This window comes from Thermostichus lividus PCC 6715 (assembly GCF_002754935.1).
GTDB classification, from domain to species: Bacteria; Cyanobacteriota; Cyanobacteriia; order Thermosynechococcales; family Thermosynechococcaceae; genus Thermosynechococcus; species Thermosynechococcus lividus.
This window is the reverse complement of record NZ_CP018092.1, coordinates 2363237-2384178: the sequence shown is the minus strand read 5'-3', so window position 1 is coordinate 2384178 and position 20942 is coordinate 2363237. Positions and strand designations below refer to the sequence as shown.

The 20942-nt window shown below is 52.5% G+C and carries 21 protein-coding genes, 1 tRNA gene and 2 pseudogenes; 16 read left to right on the top strand and 8 right to left on the bottom strand.

Translation table 11 applies throughout. The features are described 5' to 3' along the window. Positions 1–32: 32 nt before the first annotated feature. Both BRW62_RS11585 and BRW62_RS11580 read right to left on the bottom strand, forming a co-directional pair. On the bottom strand, positions 33–548 hold the full coding sequence (locus BRW62_RS11585) for a cofactor assembly of complex C subunit B (protein ID WP_099799550.1): 516 nt from the start codon (positions 546–548) through the stop codon (positions 33–35). Between the two features lie 26 nt (positions 549–574). After that, entirely contained in the window at positions 575–1492 is a 918-nt protein-coding gene (locus BRW62_RS11580) for a cell division protein FtsQ/DivIB (RefSeq protein ID WP_227517409.1), read from the bottom strand. 124 nt (positions 1493–1616) lie between these two features. On the opposite strand from BRW62_RS11580, the gene BRW62_RS11575 reads away from it, so the two are divergent. From BRW62_RS11575 to BRW62_RS11550, 6 genes and pseudogenes are all read left to right on the top strand, one after another. Beyond that, positions 1617–2210, top strand: a complete 594-nt coding sequence (locus BRW62_RS11575; protein WP_099799549.1) for a hypothetical protein — start codon at positions 1617–1619, stop codon at positions 2208–2210. 7 nt (positions 2211–2217) lie between these two features. Beyond that, positions 2218–2856, top strand: a complete 639-nt coding sequence (gene hisB / locus BRW62_RS11570) for an imidazoleglycerol-phosphate dehydratase HisB (RefSeq protein ID WP_198406035.1) — start codon at positions 2218–2220, stop codon at positions 2854–2856. 148 nt (positions 2857–3004) lie between these two features. Then, positions 3005–3115 (top strand): photosystem II reaction center protein PsbM, encoded by a 111-nt coding sequence (gene psbM / locus BRW62_RS11565; RefSeq protein WP_099799548.1) that lies wholly within the window; start codon positions 3005–3007, stop codon positions 3113–3115. Between the two features lie 66 nt (positions 3116–3181). Then, a pseudogene (locus BRW62_RS11560) lies at positions 3182–4313 on the top strand (iron-containing alcohol dehydrogenase). Continuing rightward, the gene (locus tag BRW62_RS11555; RefSeq protein ID WP_099799547.1) at positions 4314–5510 is read left to right on the top strand and encodes an aspartate aminotransferase; all 1197 of its coding nucleotides are present in this window, start codon (positions 4314–4316) and stop codon (positions 5508–5510) included. 96 nt (positions 5511–5606) lie between these two features. Further along, on the top strand, positions 5607–6125 hold the full coding sequence (locus tag BRW62_RS11550) for an inorganic diphosphatase (protein WP_099799546.1): 519 nt from the start codon (positions 5607–5609) through the stop codon (positions 6123–6125). Here BRW62_RS11550 and BRW62_RS11545 read toward each other — a convergent pair. Both BRW62_RS11545 and tnpA read right to left on the bottom strand, forming a co-directional pair. Further along, positions 6122–6889 (bottom strand): amino acid ABC transporter ATP-binding protein, encoded by a 768-nt coding sequence (locus BRW62_RS11545; RefSeq protein ID WP_099799545.1) that lies wholly within the window; start codon positions 6887–6889, stop codon positions 6122–6124. The two genes, BRW62_RS11550 and BRW62_RS11545, sit on opposite strands and share 4 nt — an antisense overlap. A gap of 155 nt (positions 6890–7044) precedes the next feature. Next, complete coding sequence (gene tnpA / locus BRW62_RS11540) at positions 7045–7500, bottom strand: IS200/IS605 family transposase (protein ID WP_099799544.1); 456 nt, start codon at positions 7498–7500, stop codon at positions 7045–7047. Positions 7501–7712: 212 nt separating this feature from the next. Between tnpA and BRW62_RS11535 the strand changes: the two are divergent. Continuing rightward, a pseudogene (locus BRW62_RS11535) lies at positions 7713–8162 on the top strand (RNA-guided endonuclease TnpB family protein); the annotation flags it as partial. A 61-nt stretch (positions 8163–8223) separates the two neighbouring features. On the opposite strand, the gene metK reads toward BRW62_RS11535, so the two are convergent. Continuing rightward, positions 8224–9480 (bottom strand): methionine adenosyltransferase, encoded by a 1257-nt coding sequence (metK, locus tag BRW62_RS11530; RefSeq protein WP_198406034.1) that lies wholly within the window; start codon positions 9478–9480, stop codon positions 8224–8226. A gap of 391 nt (positions 9481–9871) precedes the next feature. On the opposite strand from metK, the gene BRW62_RS11525 reads away from it, so the two are divergent. Continuing rightward, positions 9872–11254 carry a glycosyltransferase family 4 protein gene (locus BRW62_RS11525; RefSeq protein ID WP_099799542.1) on the top strand — a complete coding sequence of 461 codons (1383 nt, stop codon included), beginning with the start codon at positions 9872–9874 and terminating at the stop codon, positions 11252–11254. A gap of 74 nt (positions 11255–11328) precedes the next feature. Next, positions 11329–11402, top strand: a tRNA-Arg gene (locus BRW62_RS11520). A gap of 18 nt (positions 11403–11420) precedes the next feature. Here BRW62_RS11520 and BRW62_RS11515 read toward each other — a convergent pair. The 3 genes from BRW62_RS11515 to psbB form a co-directional block, all read right to left on the bottom strand. Continuing rightward, on the bottom strand, positions 11421–12833 hold the full coding sequence (locus BRW62_RS11515; protein ID WP_099799541.1) for a CheR family methyltransferase: 1413 nt from the start codon (positions 12831–12833) through the stop codon (positions 11421–11423). Positions 12834–12979: 146 nt separating this feature from the next. Continuing rightward, positions 12980–13078, bottom strand: a complete 99-nt coding sequence (locus tag BRW62_RS11510; RefSeq protein ID WP_099799540.1) for a photosystem II reaction center protein T — start codon at positions 13076–13078, stop codon at positions 12980–12982. A 22-nt stretch (positions 13079–13100) separates the two neighbouring features. Further along, the gene (gene psbB, locus BRW62_RS11505; RefSeq protein WP_099799539.1) at positions 13101–14633 is read right to left on the bottom strand and encodes a photosystem II chlorophyll-binding protein CP47; all 1533 of its coding nucleotides are present in this window, start codon (positions 14631–14633) and stop codon (positions 13101–13103) included. A gap of 189 nt (positions 14634–14822) precedes the next feature. Here psbB and BRW62_RS11500 point away from each other — a divergent pair, with 189 nt between their 5' ends. From BRW62_RS11500 to BRW62_RS11470, 7 genes are all read left to right on the top strand, one after another. After that, complete coding sequence (locus tag BRW62_RS11500) at positions 14823–15143, top strand: 2Fe-2S iron-sulfur cluster-binding protein (RefSeq protein WP_099799538.1); 321 nt, start codon at positions 14823–14825, stop codon at positions 15141–15143. 21 nt (positions 15144–15164) lie between these two features. Next, on the top strand, positions 15165–16031 hold the full coding sequence (locus BRW62_RS11495) for an amino acid ABC transporter permease (protein WP_227517406.1): 867 nt from the start codon (positions 15165–15167) through the stop codon (positions 16029–16031). A 109-nt stretch (positions 16032–16140) separates the two neighbouring features. Further along, positions 16141–16734: a peroxiredoxin gene (locus tag BRW62_RS11490; RefSeq protein WP_099799536.1), complete on the top strand. Its 594-nt coding sequence runs from the start codon at positions 16141–16143 to the stop codon at positions 16732–16734. A gap of 598 nt (positions 16735–17332) precedes the next feature. Further along, positions 17333–18487: a response regulator gene (locus BRW62_RS11485; RefSeq protein WP_227517405.1), complete on the top strand. Its 1155-nt coding sequence runs from the start codon at positions 17333–17335 to the stop codon at positions 18485–18487. After that, positions 18487–18861 carry a response regulator gene (locus BRW62_RS11480; protein ID WP_099799534.1) on the top strand — a complete coding sequence of 125 codons (375 nt, stop codon included), beginning with the start codon at positions 18487–18489 and terminating at the stop codon, positions 18859–18861. Before BRW62_RS11485 ends, BRW62_RS11480 begins: the two co-directional genes overlap by 1 nt. 3 nt (positions 18862–18864) lie before the next feature. Continuing rightward, positions 18865–19371 carry a chemotaxis protein CheW gene (locus BRW62_RS11475; protein WP_099799533.1) on the top strand — a complete coding sequence of 169 codons (507 nt, stop codon included), beginning with the start codon at positions 18865–18867 and terminating at the stop codon, positions 19369–19371. Continuing rightward, complete coding sequence (locus BRW62_RS11470; protein ID WP_099799532.1) at positions 19368–20936, top strand: methyl-accepting chemotaxis protein; 1569 nt, start codon at positions 19368–19370, stop codon at positions 20934–20936. Before BRW62_RS11475 ends, BRW62_RS11470 begins: the two co-directional genes overlap by 4 nt. Positions 20937–20942 lie beyond the last annotated feature (6 nt).

Sequence of the window (20942 nt, the reverse complement as noted above, 5' to 3'; positions counted from 1 at the left end):
ATACTCCCCGCCCTTCCCTTACCAAGCAGTCCTCAGACCAACGTGGCCAGATACTTGGCAAAGGCAATTAACTCATCGCGATGCCCGCTCATGGTGACTTGCGTGTGCTCAGGCTGCGGCTCTAAAACTAATTGAACCGTTTCAACCCGCTGCGCCCCGCGCCAGTAAAACCACGGTGCCACAGGCGCCAAGCCCACCAAGCCAAAGGCTAAAATCCCGCCTTTGGGAAATAAAACCGTCAGCGCTAGGGCAATACAGGTGGCTCCAGCGACCGCCAAGCCAAAGAGGAGAGCCGCTAAAAAACGACTAGCGGCCACGGTTCCCTGAAACGTAACCTGTCGGCCATCGCTGCTCACCGAGTGCAGCCGATACCCTCGCTGTTGAAAATACTGCTTCAGCAGGTCGCCCACCTCGGCGACTGGACGGGCGATCGCCCACACCTTTGTTTCTAAGCGCTCCTTCGTGGAGGCTCGCACAAAAAAGACAAAGCCAATGGCTAATAGACTGGTGAGCAACAGCGTGGATGGATAAACTAAATCAGTTGGCATAGCAGTATTCCAAATTATTGGGCGCACTAAGGGGTCCGCCGTGGCAAGGGTTGCTGCGTGGGCTGATTGCGCATTTGCACAAGGGGTTCTTGAGGATTCACCAAATCTATAAAAACAATTTGGCGCGGATCCAGATAGTCAGGGAGTTGCTGCAAATTTACCAAAGCCATCAGTTGTTGCTCAAGGACATGGCTGTTCCACTGCACTGCGCCAAGATGCACGGGTGCCAACGGTGTTTGCACAACTAAGTTTTGCTCATTGCGCCAGTCTATCGCAATAATCGGCAGGGATTGGCGTTGCAGGAGGCGGTAAAGCTGCTGCCATTGTTGTTGGCGATCGCGGGAGACCGCCAGCAGATTGGGGCGAGATGGCGTACTCACTGCCACAAAGTACCCCTGAATCATCAGTGTGGGAGCCGGATTCAGGGCAGTTGCTTGGTAACTGGTACTAGGAGCCACCGCCCCTGTCGCGTCAATAAACCAGCGACTAGCAGGGCCTTGGGGTTGCCCCCCTTCACTGATCACCAAGCACTGGCGACAGGTGGTGACGGCCACGGGTAAGCGTTCCTGTACCTCAACGATGAGCTGGGGAGGAAAAAGTTGGCGGGCAATGGTGACTCGCTGTAGCGGTAAGGTTGCCTCTAGGCTTTGAATCAGGGGTTGAGGCTGTAGCCGCAGCAGGGATTGGGGATAATCTAGGGCTAGCTGGGCTTGAATGGCCGTTGTCTTGAGCAACACATTGCCGCGAATCTGCACTTGATCGGGGCGACGAATAATCCAGTCGGGCAGTGTCAGCCCCCACACCAGCCCGCCAGTCAACCCCAACAGCACCATTGTTCGCCATAAACCAGCTAGTTGCCGCCAGCGACGCTTACTTTGCAGTTGACGGCGGCGTTCACGGATGGCATCGTTGGCCGCTGCACCTTGGCGGGAGGGATTTACCATACCCACTGCCTCAGAAATCTTGGGAATTGGAACCTTAAATGTAAACTCTTTGTCATGCTTGGTGATAAGATACCCGTTGTCAATTGTCGTCTTGACTGCCTCCATCTTATAAAGGGTCAGCACCATGCCCGTTACCACCTCTGCCAACTGGTCAAGATCATCCCTCCTGCTTGGGGTTGTACTGCTGGGAGTACCGACCCGAGCGGTGCTGGCTCAAACAGCGTCGCCAAGCGTTGAAATTGTAGCTCCGACCCCTCCCGCCGGTGGCTCGGTCTATACCATCGAGGGGGGCAAACGACTCATGGATGAGGCGGCAGCGGCAGTGAGTGGCCGTAACTATCCCTTAGCGGCACGGAAGCTGTTGGAAGCGCGTACCGTGATGAACCAACTGTCCAATTTTTACCAATCCCTGAGTTCAAGTTTTTTGGGGATTGATAGCAATGCCGCCGACAGTAGCCGACGACGGGCACTGGAAACTGCGCAATTGCGAGATCAAGCCACATTTCAGCTTGCCCTTGTCTATCGGGCAAATAACCAACCAGAGCTAGCGGTGCCCCTGCTTGTGGAAATTATTCGCAGTCAAAACCCCACCCGCGAACTGGGGCAAAAAGCGTATCAGCAATTGCTAGAATTGGGCTTTGTGGATGTGCCGTTTCCGCGCGCTGGCACGGTTCCGGCAGCCACGGGAACGCCGGCCACGCCAACGCCTAGTAACTAACCTGTCCATGATGGTTTCTGACGTATCTACCCCTCAAGGTCGTGAGGTGCTGCCACGGCAGGCGATTGTCGATCGCCAAACCAAGGAGACCCGTGTTCACGTCGAGATGTGCTTAGACGGCACGGGAATAGCCCACAATCAGACGGGAATTCCCTTCTTGGATCATATGCTGGATCAGTTGTGCTCCCATGGCTTACTAGATTTACGGGTGCAGGCCACCGGAGATACTCACATTGACGACCATCACACCAATGAAGATGTGGGAATTACTTTGGGGATGGCCTTAGACCAAGCCTTGGGCGATCGCCGGGGTATTCAGCGGTTTGGCCATTTTGTTGCTCCCCTTGATGAAAGTTTAGTGGAGGTGGCACTGGACTGCTCCGGTCGCCCCCACCTCAGCTACGGACTGACCATTCCAACTCAACGGGTGGGCACCTACGATACCCAACTGGTACGGGAATTTTTTGTGGCGCTGGTGAACCACAGCCGCATGACCCTGCACCTGCGGCAGCTTGACGGCTTGAACTCTCACCATATCATTGAGGCCACCTTCAAAGCCTTTGCGCGGGCACTACGGATGGCGATCGCCATTGACCCACGACGTGACCAGCAAATCCCTAGCTCTAAGGGAATCATTCAAGCCTAGAGCGCAATGGGGTATGATAACTCTTGCAGTCTATCTGCGCTTGATTCATGGGCTGCTCGGGTGCATGAGCCGCCATAACCACTGATCTGGCCAGCTTAGCCTGTAGCGTAACCCTACTTAAACCTTAGTCAACAGAAAGCAGGACACTATGGAAGTCAACGATCTCGGCTTAGTGGCAACCGCGATGTTTGTACTGGTGCCAACGGTGTTTCTCATTATCTTGTACGTGCAAACAGAAAGTCAGCAGAAAAGTAACTAATATAGATCTCTATGGCACTAGTTCGATAACGTCTATGTGCCAAGGTATCTAGAGCATGTAGGTTTTATCGTGCCTGTGACTGCGGCTGATCTTTCATTGTTGTGCGTTGCGCCAACCCACGTCTATCGAGGGTGGTCGATTCTCCCTAAAGCTGGAGAGGCCATTGCCCATCTAGGGCAGCGTGCCTTGGTGGTAGCCTCTCCACGGCGCTACCAATCCATAGAGGCAGACTTAGGGGCGATCGCCCAACGCCTTGAGTTAAAGGTGGGAACCTTTCACGGTGAATGCAGCGAAGCGACCCTAACCACATTGCAGCAGGAGGCAACGGAGCACCGGTGTGATCTCATCATTGGGATTGGGGGTGGGAAGGCTCTTGATACCGCAAAGCTACTGGCAGATCAATTAGGCGTGCCGGTGGTTACGATTCCTACCTCAGCAGCAACCTGTGCAGCATGGACGGCCTTAGCCAATATTTACACCGAGACTGGCGCTTTTGCTTACGATGTTCCCCTAAAGCGCTGCCCCGATCTTCTGCTTCTAGACTATGCCTTGGTACAGAGTGCCCCCAAGCGCACCCTAGTAGCGGGTATTGGCGATGCTCTTGCCAAGTGGTACGAAGCCTCTGTGAGTAGCGGCAGCACTCAGGCCACCCTCACCGTCGCCGCAGTTCAGCAGGCGCGAGTTTTGCGGGACTTGTTACTACAGCAATCTGTGAGTGCTCTCAACGAGGTGGGTAGCCCTGCTTGGGAGAATGTTGTGGATGCCACCACCTTAGTAGCGGGGATGATCGGTGGCCTAGGGGGTGCCCAGTGTCGTACTGTTGCTGCCCATGCCATCCATAATGGCCTCACCCACCTGCCCCAAAGTAAGCGCACCCTCCACGGCGAAAAAAGTGGCCTACGGCATTTTAGTGCAATTACGATTGGAAGAATTGGTGCAGGGGAGTCAACTAGCGACCAGTGCGCGGCAGCAACTGTGCCAGTTCTATGAGCAGGTGGGCTTACCTCTAAATCTTGAGCAGTTAGGCTTGCAGGAGGCAAGTTTGGCACAACTCCAGTACGCGGCCACCGTGGCCTGTGCGCCTGAGTCGGATATTCATTACCTGCCCTTTGCCGTGACCCCGGAATTAGTGCTAGAAGCCATGGTGTCCACGCTGGTCGGCTATACCTCTAAGGTGATGGATGGGAGTGCCCGTTGAATGGGTCTAGATTGGATTGCGCCCGCCGATCGCCTCGGAACATTACCCCCTTACGTCTTTGCGCGTCTTGACGAGCTAAAGTTACAAGCCCGCCAGCAAGGTCTGGATCTCATTGATTTGGGGATGGGCAACCCCGATGGTGCGGCACCCCGCCCAGTGATTGAGGCGGCGATCGCTGCCTTTGAGGAACCCAGCTATCATGGCTACCCGCCCTTCGAGGGAACAGCGGTATTCCGGCAAGCGATTACCCGCTGGTATGACCGTCGCTACAATGTCTCCCTCGATGCCGATGGCGAAGCCCTGCCGCTGTTGGGGTCTAAGGAGGGACTGACTCACCTCGCCTTGGCCTACGTGAACCCAGGCGATGTGGTTCTGGTTCCCAGCCCCGCCTATCCGGCTCATTTTCGCGGGCCGGCGATCGCCGGTGCCAATATCTATCCTCTTATCCTTAAGGCTGAGAAACAGTGGCTTATTGACGTGAGCGAGATTCCCACAGATGTGGCTCGCCAAGCCAAGGTGCTGTACTTTAACTACCCGAGTAACCCCACCGCCGCTACTGCTCCTCGCGCATTTTTTGAAGAGATCGTAGCCTTTGCGCGGGAGTACCACATTCTCTTGGTTCATGACCTGTGCTATGCCGAGCTGGCTTTTGATGGCTATCAGCCCACGAGCCTGCTAGAAATTGACGGCGCCAAGGAGATTGGAGTGGAGTTTCACACCCTTTCGAAAACCTACAATATGGCGGGCTGGCGGGTTGGCTTTGTAGTGGGCAACCGCCATATTATCCAAGGGCTGCGCACCCTGAAAACAAATTTAGACTATGGGGTTTTTTCGGTGCTGCAAAAGGCTGCCGAAGTTGCCCTGAGCTTGCCGGATAGTTATTTGACCGCGGTGTGCGATCGCTACCGCCAGCGACGGGATTTTTTAATTCGCGGCTTGGCAGAACTTGGCTGGCAGATTCCGCCCACAAAAGCCACGATGTACTTGTGGGTGCCGACTCCTCCGGGGCTTGGCTCGACGGACTTTGCCCTGAAGCTCCTTCAGGAAACTGGCGTGGTTGTGACTCCGGGCAATGCCTTTGGCGAGGGGGGTGAGGGCTACGTGCGCATTAGCTTAATTGCCAACTGCGATCGCCTAGGGGAAGCGTTGCAGCGGATGGCTCAAGCTAACATCCGCTTTTCGAGTTTGGCCCCCTAAGACGGTACAATGCAGAAGCATTCAGCTACAGCATTGAATGCCTTTGATTATTTTTGGTTATTTTGTTGTTGTCAATTTCACCCTTAATCCATTCCTATGAGTTTAGACCTCAGCCGTATTCCTGCCCAGCCCAAGCCGGGAGTGATCAATGTTTTAGTGGAAATTGCCGGTGGCAGCCGCAACAAATACGAGTTTGACAAAGACATGAATGCCTTTGCCCTCGATCGCGTCCTTTACTCAGCGGTGAACTATCCCTACGACTATGGCTTTGTCCCCAATACCCTCGCCGATGATGGGGATCCCCTCGATGGCTTGGTAATGATGGATGAGCCAACCTTTCCGGGCTGTGTGATCGCGGCACGTCCCATTGGTATGTTGGAAATGATTGACAGTGGCGATCGCGACGAAAAGATTCTCTGCGTGCCTGCTGCAGATCCCCGCTATGCCGAGGTCAAATCCCTCAAAGATGTGGCACCGCACCGCCTAGAGGAAATTGCTGAATTCTTCCGCACCTACAAAAACCTGCAAAAGAAAATTACCGAAATCCTTGGCTGGCAGGATGTGGATGCCGTGCAGCCCTTAGTGGAAAAATGCATTAAGGCTTATAAGGGCTAGTGCCTCACGAGCACACGCTCTAAAAAGAGACGGGTACGCTCCTGCTGCGGATGGCGGAATAGCTCGTGGGGCGACCCTTCTTCAATAATCTGCCCCTCTGCCAAAAACACCACCCGACAGGAGACCTCGCGGGCAAACTGCATCTCGTGGGTGACAACCACCATCGTCATCGCCTCCTCGGCCAACTGCCGCATCACCGCCAAGACATCCCCCACCAGTTCCGGATCAAGGGCAGAGGTGGGTTCATCAAAGAGGAGAATTTGCGGTTGCATGGCGAGTGCCCGGGCGATCGCCACCCGCTGTTTTTGCCCGCCCGAAAGTTGGTTGGGGTACACATGCCGTTTCTCTGCTAGCCCCACCTTTGCCAGCAAATGCTCGGCCATGTCCGTAGCCAGGCGCTTTGGTAGTTTGCGCACCAGTATCGGCGCTTCGATAATATTTTGTAGCACCGTCATGTGGGGGAACAAATTAAAGTTTTGGAACACCATCCCCACATCGCGGCGAATCACCTTCAACTGTTGCGGCGTAGCCACAGGCGGCAAGCGATGACCAAGGATGACAATGCTGCCGGACTGATAGGTTTCGAGGCCATTCAAACATCGTAGCAAGGTACTTTTACCGGAGCCACTGGGGCCAATGAGTGCTACAACTTCTTGCTTGGCTACCCTAAAGTCAATGTTTTTTAGCACATGGCGATCGCCAAAGTACTTGTTGAGGTTGCGAGTTTCAATCAAAATCTCTGGTGCTGCCCCTAGGCCATTCATGCCAACCTCCAAGAATACTCTTTGATATTTTCATCCCTAATCAAACTCTAGACAAATCGGCTTATAGAAACCGGAGGGTTCGGGAACCGGATAAAACCTCGCTCGTTCCCGACGGGGATACAGAACGGTTCCCGCGCCTACGGCAGTAGGGAGAGTCAGCCTTGACATTCTTCGATATACCGTTTCACTGTCTGGGCTGAAACGTTCCCGGTAGTACCCCAATAATAACTGTGTGCCCAGAGTTGGGATTTTTCATGCAGGTTTTTGAGATGTGGAAATTCCATTCTGAGCCGTCTTGAACTGTACCCTTTCATGATGGTCACCGCCTGAGAAGCTAACATTCTAGGAGGAAACGACACAAACACATGAACATGATCCATCAAGGTTCGGTCTACCTCAATGGCGATTAGTCCCATATCGTTGTTTTTGTTTTCAATCGCTTCAGTCACATACCTTTTGGTTGCTTCAATGATTGCTTCCTTGGTAAATATTTTGCGGCGCTTGAACGGAATCCAGACAAAGTGATGTCCTGACTGATACGTGCAATGACGAGTCGATTTTAGCTGTATGCCATCTTCTCTCATACGGTTGCTATTCACGTAAATCGGCATCTATAATAACTGCATACCATCTTAACCTAATGATGCTTTTAGCCGTCCAAAAAGATGTTTTTCAACCTGACAAGCAGCTTGCTCAGTTGCTTACTGAGTTAGCGCGTCTTGCCAACAATCTCTACAACCAAGGCGTGTATGAGTCTCGGCAATACTTCTTTGAGCAAGGACGGAAACCGTTCAAGGTTCTGAATTATGTCAACCTCTACTTCTGCTTGGAAAACGACATCGATACGATCATCTACGGTCGAAACAACGGGCAGAAAGATGAAATCAATTTGGGTGCAAAAACGAATCAGGAGTTCGTGCAAATTCCGCACTACAAGCTGTTTGGACGAATTAAGCAGCTTTGTTTAATTTTCGGGATTCGATTAGTCGAAACCGAAGAATCGTATACGTCTCAAGCCTCGTTTTTCGATAATGACTTCTTGCCTACGTTCGGCGAAAAACCTGAAGGGTGGAAGGCATCAGGAAAACGAGTTCTTAGAGGTCTGTACCGAACTGCGCAAGGATGGCTCATCAATGCAGACTGTAATGGAGCCTGCAACATCATGAGAAAGGTAAGCACAAAGCTCAATATCGATTTGAGTGGAGTATGTAGAGGGGCTGTGGCAGCCCCTTCTAAGGTCAAGTTAGGGCAGATTGGTTTTGCTCTAGCCTAACTTAGAGAAGCCTCGCCGTTCCACAGCGGGGAGTGTCACGCCAACTACACTGCCGAAAACGCTAAACCGTACTGAGCAACTCTGCTGCCGCTGCCTTCAGGGCGGGAACTTTGTCAAGTCTTTCCCATGGCAGATCCAGATCGTTGCGGCCAAAGTGACCGTAGGCAGCAACATGTTGATAAAAACAACCGTTGCGATCGCCCGGTAGGTGGCGTAACCCAAAGGTTTGAATAATGGCTGCAGGGCGCAGGTCAAAGTGGGCAGTAATTAGCTCCAGCAGTTGCTCAGGGGCAATGGTGCCGGTGCCAAAGGTATCGACAAAAATACTCATTGGCCGCGCCACCCCGATGGCATAGCTAATTTGTAGCTCACACTTTTGTGCCAACCCTGCCGCCACAATATTCTTAGCAATGTACCGCGCCATATAGGCCGCGCTGCGATCTACTTTTGTCGGGTCTTTACCAGAAAAGGCACCACCGCCATGGCGAGCATAGCCACCATAGGTGTCCACCACCAGTTTGCGACCGGTCAGCCCTGAGTCTCCTTGGGGGCCACCAATGACAAATTTGCCGGTAGGGTTCACCCAAAACTTCGTTGCCTCATCCGGCTGAATCATCAAATCGGCAAAGACTGGTAGAACCACAGCGTCCCATAGATCGGCTTTGATCTTGGCTTGGATAGCTGCTTCATCCGTCAGACCGGCCACCGTTGGGGCGTGCTGGGTGGAGATCAAAATTGTATCAATGCCAACGGGCTGGCCATTTTCATAAATGACGGTGACTTGGGTTTTGCCGTCCGGTCGCAGGTAAGGAAGCTGCCCCGTTTTGCGAACGGCTGCCAAGCGCCGTGCCATACGATGCGCCAAGCTAATGGGCAGCGGCATATACTCAGGGGTTTCATTGCAGGCATAGCCAAACATAATCCCCTGATCGCCAGCACCAATGCGATCCAGTTCTGCATCACTGAGTTGCTCGCGCGCTTCTTGGGCAGTATCTACACCGCGGGCAATATCTGGCGACTGCTCATCTAAGGCCACCAGCACGGCACAACTGTTGGCTGCAAAGCCGTTTTCAGCATCGGTATAACCAATCTCCTGAATCTTTTGGCGGGCAATGTGGACATAATCCACCTGTGCTTTGGTGGTAATTTCACCCGTAATCAGCACTAAGCCGGTATTGACAACCACCTCGGCGGCAACACGACTATGGGGGTCTTGGGTTAGGAGAGCATCCAGAATCGCGTCAGCAATTTGATCGCAGATCTTGTCAGGATGCCCCTCTGTCACGGATTCCGAACTAAACAAGTACCGCAAAATCACACTCCTGTTGCGTCATGAAAGAGTCATACTACAGACGCTAAATTCCAAAATTATACCGCTTTTGTGTTTAAACACAGGTTTGTTGATTGAGTAGGGGATGCGAACCAGTCCCACTGCCGTACGGCTTGCCGAAGACGATGGTAGGGGTTGTCCCCCTTGGCGAGGGACGGGGGGTAACTATAGTTGGGGCAGCGGCATATTACGCGATGCGTCTTTACCATTGCCGAGTTGTTCAATTCTAGTAAATGACGAGGAGGCAATCTGTGATACTGTTCTTGACCATGCCGTCCTGCATAATAATCACCAAACCTATGCTCTAGAATTGTTGGCAAACTAGAGTTGCTCCGGCATTTTTAATTTTTCTTTAGTAGTTATTCAATAAGGTGTATTTATGCAATCATTCCCAGCTTCGACTCGAAAGGCAAAAAATACACTACCGAGAGCTTTTGCAGCGCCACAACCTCAAATTCCTGCCCGCCAGCCCATTGCCCTGATCTCGGTGCATGGCGATCCAGCGGCTGCAGTAGGGCACGAGTCCGCAGGTGGCCAAAATATCTATGTGCGGCAATTAGGGGAAGCTCTGGCAGCAGCAGGCTGGCACGTTGATATGTTTACTCGCAAGGTAAATCCTGAAGATGCTGATGTGGTTGAGCATGGTTCCCACTGTCGCACTATTCGCCTTGAAGCTGGACCTGTAACCTATATCCCCCGCGAGCATCTTTTTGATACTCTGCCGGATTTTGTTGAGGCGTTTAAGCGCTATCACACCAAGGTGGGTTACCCCCTTGTCCACACGAACTACTGGTTATCGGGCTGGGTGGGGTGCCAGTTGCGTCAGGAGTTACATTTCCAGTGGCTACACACCTATCATTCCCTTGGGGTGGTGAAGTATCAGGTGGCCTCTGAGCAAGCTAACCGCGATGACACTCGCCTCAGGGTAGAAGCGGATATTTTGGAGCAGGCAGATTGCGTTATTGCCACTAGTCCACAGGAAGAAGCCTACTTGCGATCGCTGGTCTCGCGCCTAGGGCACATTCGCCTGATTCCCTGTGGCACCGATTTAAGCTTATTTTATCCTCAGCCGGATGCCCGCCGCCGGTTGCAGATTCCCCACCAAGAGCCATTGATTCTCTATGTGGGACGCTTTGATCGGCGTAAGGGGTTAGAAACCCTTGTGGCAGCCCTAGCGCAGGTACCCCGTGGACAACTGTTGATTGTTGGGGGGAGTGACCCCCAGCGCAGTGATGGGGCAGAGCGATGCCGAATTGAGGGGCTAGTTCAGGCGTACGGCTTAGGCGATCGCGTCACCTTTGTGGGGCAAGTGGCGCACGAAGACCTAGGCGCTTACTATAGCGCTGCCGATGTCTGTGTGGTGCCTAGCTACTACGAACCCTTTGGCTTGGTGGCGATCGAAGCGATGGCCTGCGGCACTCCGGTCATTGCCTCTGCCGTTGGCGGCCTTCAGTTTACGGTGGTACCCGAAGAAACTGGCCTGCTAGTGCCCCCTGAAGATGCAACCGCCTTAGCCGCAGCAATTCAACGGCTGATTGATGCCCCCCAATGGGCACAGATGCTGGGTGCAAATGGTCGTGAGCGCGTGGCTGCTCAGTTTGACTGGCAGGCGATCGCCCTGCAAATGGGAGCACTTTATCGCCAGTTGTTTGCCGCCTCCTTAATGGGGATGTCCGGTTGCTTGACGGCTCTGGCCAATACCGATATGCTAGCGTCCATGGATGCGTTGCTCAATAACTCACCGGCCTCCCTTGCGTCCTAAGTCAATCCCTGAGATCTAGTGAGATTAGGCGTTGGCATTGTTGTGCATTCATGATAGGATAAGAATCCTGACTGGGGCTTGTAGCTTAGTGGATTAGAGCGGCTGACTACGGATCAGCAGGTCGGGGGTTCGAGTCCCTCCAAGCCCGTAAAGTTCAAACCAGTACTTAAACCTGGGTGGTCACGCCATTCAAATGTGGCCAACTTGAGGTGTTTTTACTCAATGTCGTGGCTGCAATGTGAGTCAGATAATGCTGCAACATTGCTACTGTCACTCCCTGACGGAAAGGAATAATTTCATTCCTATCATGATGCTGTAGTAATAACATTTGTGCAGTTGCCAGCAAGGAAGGAATGGCATCAGTCTCTTGCTCACTCAGGTGCAGCTCTATCAGTTCAATGTAGGCAGCCACAGTGTTGGGGCTTAAGAAAATAATTCGTCGCAGGTACTCCTTTGCTGTGGCTTTATCGTCCTGTTCTTCAGCAATGTGAGCCAGTAAGAAAAGTGCATTCACATTTTCTGGGTTCACGCTTAATATCTGTTGACTGGTGGCGATCGCCTCCGTGTAGCGACCCTGATTGGCATACATTTGTGCCATAAGTAGCAAGCAGTCCTCATCCTTGGGGTGGCCTGCTTGCCATTGCTGAGCCAAGGCCAATGCACGGGTATAGTTCCGTTGTGCAAAGTCTGCGCGGGCTTCCTCTAGAGCAGAGATTGGCGGCGGGGTCGGCTGTGGCCGTACGGGCGGATCAATCCCAAGTTGATACACCACTGATTCAGGATAGCTGAGGATCTCTAGCGGGCTGATCTCTTGTCCTTGTAGCTCGGTATGACCCGTTAACAGATAACCTTGGGGACGCAGTAGAGACACAAAGGTGCCTAAAATTTGGCTGATGGCGGTGCTGTCAAGGTAAATGAATACATTGCGACAGATGATGAGGTCAAGACTTGCGGGCAACAGATCGTAGTCTTCTGGACACAGTAAATTGACGCAACGAAAGCGCACCCATTGCCGCAGGGCTGCATCAATGACCCAACCTTGGGCTGTTTCCTGAAAGTAGCGCGCCTGTAAGGTCGGATTCATGCCGCGAAATGACCAGCGGCTATACACCCCTGCCCGAGCTTGAGCAACAGCATTTTGGCTAAGATCGTAGCCAACAAGACTCAATTGCCAGCGTTCTGGGTTGGGAATCAGTTCCTTGAGTAAGATGGCAATGGAATAGAGTTCCTCGCCGCTGGCGCAGCCTGCACTCAGAATTCGCAAGGTGCGATCGCCCTCATGGCGGGCAATCAGATCCGGCAAAATACTCTCGCGCAGAACTTTAATTTGGCCGTGGTCGCGGAAAAAGTAGCTCTCACCCGTGGTAATCAGATCCGCAAGGTGCTGCCATTCCTTTTGGCCTGCCACGGACTCTGAATTCACCAGTAGGGCGAGATATTGGCTGGGATGCTGACAGTCTAGGGCACGACAGCGCATCAGGAGCTTCTTGGTTAGTTGCGGTCTGTCCTGTGGCCGAATACTAATCCCGGTTTGGCGGCGAATTAATTGTAAAAATTGCTCGAGTAATTGATCGTCCATGACGGCTGTAGTGCACCAGCTTACACCGTAACAAAAACGAGCCACCGCTGAGGGCGATCGCTCGTTGAGCTAAGACATTTTTTATTTTTAGATGCCTAATGATGACAGTTGGCCAACCCCCAAGCCGAGATCAGCCAACCTCAATCTTACTTTTTCGTGATCCGCGGCGGCTCACGGAAGAAGATCGCAAAGAAAAAGAGGGCGATTAAACAGGCAAAAATGAAAACGTAGGTGATAGTTTCCATGGTAAGTCCCTAGGAGTACTAGCTAAACAGCTTCTTTACGACGGGTGCTCAGATCACCCACTTTCTGGTAGACACCCCATTCCACCTGTTCCGGCGACAGCTCAGGATCAATCCCCGAGAAGACATCGCGGAAGAGGGTACGGGCACCATGCCAAATGTGACCAAAGAAAAAGAGTAGGGCAAATACGGCATGACCAAAGGTAAACCACCCCCGGGGACTGGTGCGGAAAATACCATCGGAGTTGAGGGTTTCCTTGTCAAACTCGAAAATCTCCCCAAATATGGCCTTACGGGCATAGCTCTTCACTGTTGGTGCATCCGTGAAGGTTTGGCCATTCAGCTCACCACCATAAAAGGTGACGGTTACACCCTGCTGCTCAAAACTATACTTCGACTCAGCCCGCCGGAAAGGAATATCCGCCTTCACAACCCCATTCTTATCGGTGAGGATGACGGGGAACGTTTCAAAGAAGTTAGGCATACGGCGCACAAATAGCTCTTCGCCCGTTTTGTCCCGGAACACCGCATGACCTTTCCAGCCTTGGGCAATACCATCCCCTTTATTCATTGGCCCAGTGCGGAACAGGCCACCCTTGGCGGGATTATTGCCAATGTAGTCGTAAAAGGCCAGTTTTTCTGGAATTGCCGACCATGCTTCTTCTGGCGTTGCGCCGCTCGCCAAAGAGGCTTGGACGCGACGATTAATTTCTTGCTGGAAGTAACTGCTATCCCACTGATAGCGGGTTGGCCCAAATAGTTCGATAGGGGTCGTCGCACTGCCATACCACATGGTGCCAGCAACAACAAAGGCAGCAAAGAAAACAGCGGCAATACTGCTGGACAAGACTGTTTCAATATTCCCCATGCGCAGGGCTTTGTAGAGGCGTTGTGGGGGTCGCACCAACAGGTGGAACAGCCCCGCAATAATACCTACAATTCCCGCAGCAATATGGTGAGCTACGATTCCGCCCGGATTGAAGGGGTTAAACCCATCAGGCCCCCACTCCGGTGCCACAGGTTGCACACTTCCGGTGAGACCGTAGGGATCAGAGACCCACATCCCCGGCCCAAATAGGCCCGTGAGGTGAAATGCGCCAAAACTAAAGCAGAGCAGTCCCGATAGAAACAGGTGAATCCCAAACATTTTGGGTAAGTCGAGGGCAGGCTCACCCGTGCGGGGATCGCGGAATAATTCTAAGTCCCAATACACCCAGTGCCAGCAGGCCGCAAGGAACAAGAGGCCGGAAAGGACGATGTGGGCGAGGGCAACCCCTTCAAAACTCCAAAATCCGGGATCAACGCCAGTTTCACCGGTGACGCTCCAGCCACTCCAGGAACCAGTCACCCCCAAACGGGTCATGAAGGGCAGGACAAACATCCCCTGCCGCCACATCGGGTTCAAAACTGGATCACTGGGATCAAAAATAGCTAGCTCGTAAAGAGCCATCGACCCTGCCCAACCGGCGACCAGTGCCGTGTGCATCAGGTGGGCCGCAATCAACCGCCCCGGATCATTGATCAAGACGGTGTGGACTCGGTACCAGGGTAGTCCCATTGACTACGCTCCTCCTATACAAAAGTTTAGCGTTTGCATGAACAAATTTTATTAAGCAGCCGGATCACGGTGACAACCGCTTCCCTACTAAGAGTTTAACGGCCAAGTTACCCGTAACTTCAGCTCTGGTTGGTCAGTTTTTCTGCCAGAATGAGAATGTATTAAGAATGGTAACTAGCGTGGGTCGCTATGGCAAGCAAAGCTGAGTTTGTGGGTACAAATATTAAGTTTGTTAACGAAGGCCAAGAAATTGTTGCGGCTCAAGGGGCAAATTTGCGCTTAAAAGCAATGGAAGCGGGGGTTGATCTGTACACCTTAAAGGGTAAGCTCTTTAACTGTGGCGGCTATGGCCAGTGTGGCACCTGCATTGTTGAAATTCTCGAAGGCATGGAGCATTTATCGCCCCGTACCGCGGTGGAAGAGCGCAAGCTCCGCCGCAAGCCGGACAACTACCGCTTGGCGTGTCAAACCTTGGTTAACGGTCCGGTATCGGTCAAGACAAAGCCATAGCACTCAACAGGAATGAGGGTCGTGCTGATCTTGAGACTACAGCGGCTGATCGCGCCCCCTTTTACTCCTGCGTGGGCAGTGGTTCTCAATAGTGCCTTCTTAATTGCAGTTGCTGTGGGGGGGGTGGCTTTTGCTCGCTATCTCTTTTACTACCGCTCTACGATTGTTCTTTACGCGCCTTTTCTGTTTCAAGCTACTGTCACTACGTTTTTAATTGCCCTAGTTAGCCTTGTTTTAGCAGTTATTTTGGGGGCGATCGCCACTTGGGCACGGCTGCATTCAGCTAAATTACTGCGACTGGCTAGCACCCTCTACATTGAGTTTGTGCGCGGCACCCCCACCTTGGTGCAACTCTTGGTGTGGGGGTTTGGCATTGGTGGCCTGCTGGGACACTTGGGGGTTGACCCACGACAGATTGCCTTTGACATCATGACTGTCCTGCACAGCAACCGCTTGGTGTCGCCCCTCTTTAACTTTATTTTTTACGGTATCCTTGGTCTCGGTTTTAATTATGGTGCGTACCTGAGTGAGGTCTTTCGCAGCGGCATTGAAGGAATTCCCCAAGGACAAACAGAAGCCAGCCTCAGTTTAGGACTCTCCCCTCGGCAAACCATGGGGCGGATTATTCTCCCTCAAGCCATCTTAATTATGCTTCCTCCCTTCACCAATAACTTTATTACCTTGATCCAAGATTGCGCCCTCCTGACCGTGATTGGAGTACCAGAACTCCAGAACATGACCAGCACCTTTGCCAATCCCATCACCGATCCCCAGCGTAAGCTCTTTATCTATATTTTGGGTGCTCTGTTCTATTTTGCCCTCTGCTATCCCCTATCGCGCCTCTTGCGCTATTGTGAACGCCGCTTTAGTCACAGTGGCATTTCGTAGTCAAAATCGTTATGAGTATGATATAGTAGGCATGGCTGTTAAAAAATGTTAACAGTCCGCTATCGATCTGTTCCATGCAGAGCTGTTGTAGTTAGGAGCACAAGGTTTTATGTCTGAATGTTTGCGTGTTGGCCAAGCAGCCCCCGACTTTGAAGCGGTTGCGGTGTATGATCAGGAGTTCAAAACCATCAAGCTGTCCGATTATCGCGGCAAATATGTCGTCCTCTTTTTCTACCCCTTGGACTTCACGTTTGTGTGTCCCACCGAAATTGTGGCCTTCAGCGATCGCTATGCTGAATTTGCCCAACTCAATACTGAAGTGTTAGGGGTATCCGTTGATAGCCAATTTTCCCACTTGGCTTGGACACAAACTGACCGCAAATCTGGTGGTGTCGGAGATCTAAAGTACCCCTTAGTGTCTGATCTCAAAAAAGAAATTAGCACAGCCTATAATGTGTTGACTGAGGAAGGCGTTGCGCTGCGAGGACTATTCATTATCGACAAAGAAGGGGTGATTCAACACGCGACAATTAACAACTTAGCCTTTGGTCGCAGTGTTGATGAAACCTTGCGGGTTTTACAGGCCATTCAGTACGTGCAGTCCCATCCCGATGAAGTCTGCCCCGCAGGCTGGCAACCCGGTGACAAAACGATGAATCCGGATCCAGTGAAGTCAAAAGTGTATTTTGAGGCCGTTGGCTAAGCCTTCTTGCTGAGTGAACTGATCTCATAGTCCAAACCTGCCCCTAGGGTGGGTTTTTTATTTTTATGATTACGGTGCAGTGGTGGTCTATTAGGTTAGGTGAGAGAGTAGTCCAGTTGAGTATAAACTAAACGATTAATCGTACAATCTCTCGCCTAGGTCGCCTAGCTCCAAGGGCTGCTGCAACAGATTTAATTAGGGGAACCTATTTGGGCAACTATTGCCCTTGATGATTTCTAGAAATAGTTTAGTGTCCTCTGGGTAACATTAAGACCAACAAATCGTTACTTAGAATACATTTTACTGGCAAGGGTAAATTTTAGAATAAATTAGAGTAAAGACGATAGTGGCTCCATGTAGTGCCTTAGTCGCCCTTTTTTCTCAAAATTCAGCTGATGGGGGATCTGTTGTTGAACCAGTGGCTTGTACTGTGTGTTCTCGCTGATGCAAGCTGGCATGACATCTGGCCTACGGTTTTACTTGAGACGGTCTTAGGTCTCCGTACCGCAAAACCTCTACAGTCGGTTCAACACTGAATGTACTGAATGTATTTTATGAAATGACCACCACAATTTTGTCTAGGGAACTTAACAGCGCTATGACTATGACCTCTACGCCATCACCAGCACTGACCCCACAGCAGGCACCCCAAGCCAATAAGGCACTTGTTTTTCCAGCACGGGTTATACAGCGGGTAATGGGCGATCGCCTCTCGGGGCGGTTGACATTTACAGACCCCAATGATGTGTCTATTGCGTGGAACCTTTATGTAGGGAGTGGCCAACTTCACTATGCCACCAGCAACACTGGCTATCAGCAGCGGTTTGACTACCTGTGCCAGCGGTACTGCCCACAATTAGCTGGGACGTTGCCAGAGGGCGACACTGAGTACCAGTATCTCTGTCGCCTTTGGCAGTCTGGGCAATTAACCCTCCCCCAATTGCGGAAGCTCCTGTTCTTGTTTACCCAAGAAGCGCTGATTCATATCTTTGCCATGCCCCAAGCCTCCCTCTCAGTTGAGCGGGTCTTGGGCTTAGATCACCTTGTCCTGTGTGTTCCTATCAAGCAAACCCTCAGCCAGTTGCGCGATGGTATTAGTCAAGCGGTACAAACCCGCGCCTACCTGAACTCACCCCTACAACGTCTGGGTGTGGCGCATGCAGACAGGCTTCATCCAAGCCTTTGGCAAGAGGACTATGGTCGTCATGTGGCGGCTGCTTTGCCCCAACTGTTAGCTCAGACCCCTGTGCTCTACGAAATTGCAACCCAGTTACGCTTAGAGGCGATCGCCACGGCTCAACTGCTGCGCCCTGCCCTAATGAATGGCGCGATTGTGCAGTATCCCCACACCCCTCCCAAACGCGACGATCGCCCCGTCGTTGCCTGTATTGACGATAGTCGCACCATTCAGCGCAATGTGCGGTTAATTTTAGAGACCTCTGGCTATCGAGTACTAGAGGTAATGCAGCCAACCCATGCCCTCAGTACCCTTACCGATACCAAGCCCGACCTAGTGCTGATGGATATTTCGATGCCAGAGATGGATGGCTATGAACTCTGCCGTCAGTTGCGGCAAACCGACACCCTCAAGGATGTCCCCGTGGTGATGCTTACGGGGCGTGATGGCCTCGTGGATCGGATTCGCGCCCGCATGGTGGGTGCCACCGATTATTTAACAAAACCCTTTACCCCGCAAGAGTTACTATCATTAGCGGAGCGATTTGCTCATTCCGCAGTTTTGGAGACGAACTGATGAAGCGGGTGCTAGTGGTTGAAGATTCGCGAGCGGATCAAACAATGATTGTTTCTATCCTTGAAAAGCTAGGTCACAAAGCTCATCTTGCCGAAAGCGCTGAAAAAGCACTGGAGTGGTTGGCCAACCATCAGCCACCGGATTTGATTATCCTAGATATTGTCATGCCCGGTGTCAATGGTCTCGAGCTGTGCCGCGAAGTGCGGGCTAACCCTGAGTTAAAACACGTCCCCATTGTCTTTTGCTCCTCTAAGGATCAAGACTTTGATCGCTTTTGGGCACTCCGACAAGGTGGAAATGCCTACCTGACAAAGCCCTTTGAACCGGAAGACCTCATTCAGACGATTGGTGAGTACTTAAATCCTGCTGAGTAAGCTATGGCAACTGGTTCCCTGCGTGCTACCGAGTACTTTCATGTTGAGTTGCCTCGAGGGGTGAACGTGGCCATTCCCCTTGATCAAACCGCAGAGGTACTGAGCCTGCAAGCGCGGGATATTTGCTTGATCCCGGGGGTATCGCCAGCACTGCTGGGCATTAGTAATCAGCGCGGTCGCCTCCTGTGGATGTTAGATTTATTGCAACTCCTAGGGTTGAATCACCCCAGTGGCCAGACCACCAATGAACGCTTGACGGCCTTAGTGGTCAGGGAGGCAACGCCGCAGCAGCCCCGCCAGTTTGCCTGTATTGTGAGCCGTTTACGGGGCATTATGAGTGTCCTGCCGGATCAACTTCAACCTGTTCCCAAGCGGCTGCAACGAGAGGTTCGCCAATACTTGGCGGGATTTGTGCAAATGGAGCGGTTACCCATTTTACTGTTAAACATTGAAGCAATTTTCCAGGCCGTGGCTCGTTCACCGTTGTCCTCCTCTGCCCTCAGCCTATGACATCCCTTGCCGATAATGCTCGTCGCCCGACTCGCCCCCTGAGCGATCGCTACTTTAACGCCATCCTCACTCAGGATATTCCGACCCTACGGGATATTTTAAGCGAAGACCCAACGGATTACTTGGTTCAATTAACCTTGGCCACTGCCCTAGAGCATCAGGGGGAGATCGCCGCTGCCACGGAACTGTACGGTGCGATCGCCCAAGGGGATCAGGGGATTTTTGGCCAAAGCGCCCGTAATGCCCTTGCCCTCTTGCGGGATAACTCTCCCCCTGCAACCCCTGCGATACCAACACGCCCCGCCGCGCCAGTTCGCCCCACAGCGATGAGCTTTGGTCGTGGCCAAATCAAACAACTGCGACAGGAACTACATGCCCTAGAAAGCGCGCTCGTGCAACTGAATCAACAGCAGTGGCAGACCCCCTTACCAGAGGTGGGTGATCCCCAGTTGCGAGGAATTGCCCAAGGAATTGCCGCCTTGGTCGAGCAATTGCAACAGCAGCAGCAGCAAATCATGGATCTAGAGGCGCAGCGGCAATCGGATAGTCAACTACAGCGCCAAGAGCGCATGAAAATGCAGGAGGCTGTGATTAATCTGCTGTTGGATATTGAGGGGGCACAGCGGGGGGATCTCACGGTTCGCGCCAAGGTTGATGAAGGTGAGATGGGGTCGATTGCCGATGCCTTTAATGCTACGGTGCGCAGTCTGCGGCAAATTGTTGTGCAGGTGCAGGCCGCTGCAAATCAAGTGCAAGCTGCGGCTCAAAGCAGTCAGCAGGCGATCGCTGGCCTTGTCGAAGGGGCAACCCAGCAAGCCGAGGATATTCAGCGCACCCTACAAGCGGTGGAAGCCATGGCAGCCTCTGTGCAAGATGTGGCCAAATCTGCCCAAGACGCTGCAACCATTGCTGCGGAAGGCTTAGCCGCAGCGGAACTAGGGGATGCCACAATGGATACCACGGTGGACAGCATGGAAAATATCCGCCTCAGTGTAGCCGATACCGCCAAAAAAATGAAACGCTTGGCGGAATCGTCCCAGGAAATCTCCAAAATTATTAATATTATTTCAGGTATTTCTGAGAAAACGAACCTTTTGGCCTTTAACGCTTCCATTGAGGCGGCGCGAGCCGGGGAGCATGGTCAAGGGTTTCGGGTTGTGGCCGACGAGGTTCGGCGCTTGGCTGAGCGAGTGACTGATTCAGCCCGTGATATTGAGCAATTAGTGACTGGCATTCAGCAGGAAACTGCTGACGTATTGCAGCAGATGGAGGGCAGCACGGCTCAGGTGGTCAAAGGCACCCAGCTGGTGAGTCAAACCAAAACAACCCTACAGGGGCTAGCGCGGCTGAACCAGCAAATTGACTCGCGCTTACAAGCGATTTCTGAGCGTACCGTCTCCCAGACAGCCACTGCCGCGGAAGTGACTCAGATTATGCAGGCTGTGGCTGAGATGGCTCAGACGACCTCTTCGGCCTCGGCAGCGGTGGTCGCAGCGATGGAGAGCTTGGTCACGGTGGCGGCAGAACTCCAGTCGTCGGTGTCACGGTTCCGTGTTGAAACCTAAGGCCAT